We start from the raw sequence: 1,578 nt of genomic DNA on the forward strand, positions 1-1,578 counted from the left end.
GATTCAACACTCTCAAGCGGCTGCCGCCACAGGCAGTCGTTTCGGCGGGGGAGTATCGTTGATCAAAATAAGAATCGAAATAACAATTTTGGGGAGTTTTTCAGGCCGCGGCGGGGACAGCTGCAAGCATCTTACAAGTGGTCTGGTGGCATCTGCCTCCAACATCATGGAAAAAAATTCCATAGAGAACTCTGTTTTTACAAATCGGGTCAAAACCCCCCGGGATCTATATCAGGAAAAACGCAGGGGCAAATTCCCACGTACGTGCCCGTGTGAATGCACAAGCCATTCGTTCTTCATGGAGATCCCAAGCGATGTATCTGTCACGGTCACAAGCTCTATACCCCACGGCAGCAAAAATCGGAACCGGAGAACCGGTGCTATGAACGAGTACGCGGATATCGATCAGTACATCGCAATGTTTCCCGAGGATACGAGAACCATCCTGGAAACGATCCGGGCAACGATCAGGAGGGAGGCGCCAGGAGCAGAGGAAGCTATCCGCTACGGTATCCCTACCTTCCGGCTGGGTGGCCGGAACCTGGTCCACTTTGCGGCATTCAAAGACCACACAGGTTTTTTCCCGACACCGTCCGGCATTGAAAAATTTTCCCGGGAACTATCGCCATACACGACAAGCAAGGGGACTGTTCAGTTTCCGAACGGGACACCGGTGCCGTACGATCTGATCGCGAAGATCGTCCGGTTCCGTGCTGGAGAGAGTATGAGCATGCGAGCTAAAAACCGGAAAAAACCGAAAGAACAAAGCTGACTGAAAAACCGGTACCCTGTACGGTAATTTAAACGATATTGATAACGGATGCCGGTCCCGGTTCGCAGCCATGCGGACTAAAAAAACCCGTTGTCTGGTCCGCACGGATCTGTTACCGCCTCCCCATCTTTTAATATACCGCCCGCACCATCTGCCGGTATGCACATACGGTCCGGCCATCTCCTCCTGTTCGTACTCATCGCCCTCCTCCTTGCTGCCGGTTGCACGACATCGCAGCCCTTTACCCCGGATCAGACCGGAGCTCTCACGGTCACGCAGCCCGGCACAGCGTGGAAGGACATACAACTCACCGATCTCGGCGGCCGGGGGAATTTTTCCATCAGCAGTTTTGCCGGCCGGGCCGTTATTGTTCCCGTTGTGTCAATCTCCTGCGCCAGCTGCATCCCGCAGCTGAACCGGCAGGTTGCAGAGGCCGCAACGGTATCGATTCCCGGAACCAGTACGGAAGTTGTGGTCCTCGATATGGATCCTGCAGATGGCCCGGATTTCCTGACAGCGTACGGCGGGCGGTCAGCCTTTCCCGGCTGGTCGGCCCGGGCACCGGAGGATATGGCTATGCAGCTGTTCCGGCGCTTCGGACCGTTTGTAATCGACACGACGGCATTGCCCGTCATCATTGTCTGTCCGGACGGCCGCGACCTCCTCCTGCCGCCCGGGCCCAAGGACGCCGCGTTCCTGAACCGTTCGATCGTGCAGGGGTGTTAAGGCCATGGACTATCCCGCCCTCCTCTGGCTCTCGTTCCTGGCTGGTATCTACGCACCGGTCGGCTCGCCCTGCGTCATCA

Annotated in this window: 2 protein-coding genes; both read left to right on the top strand. The window is 56.4% G+C overall.

Translation table 11 applies throughout. The features are described 5' to 3' along the window. A partial coding sequence (locus tag CW742_RS12415) for an iron chaperone (RefSeq protein ID WP_292420823.1) occupies positions 1-772 on the top strand: 772 nt, incomplete at its 5' end. Positions 773-931: 159 nt separating this feature from the next. Beyond that, positions 932-1,498 (top strand): hypothetical protein, encoded by a 567-nt coding sequence (locus CW742_RS12420; RefSeq protein ID WP_292420825.1) that lies wholly within the window; start codon positions 932-934, stop codon positions 1,496-1,498. Positions 1,499-1,578 lie beyond the last annotated feature (80 nt).

The organism is Methanoregula sp. (assembly GCF_002835825.1).
In the GTDB taxonomy this organism is placed as follows: Archaea; Halobacteriota; Methanomicrobia; order Methanomicrobiales; family Methanospirillaceae; genus Methanoregula.

Coding starts and splice junctions, on each gene's coding strand:
- CW742_RS12420 (WP_292420825.1), top strand. CDS start 932: ATGCACATACGGTCCGGCCATCTCCTCCTGTTCGTACTCATCGCCCTC.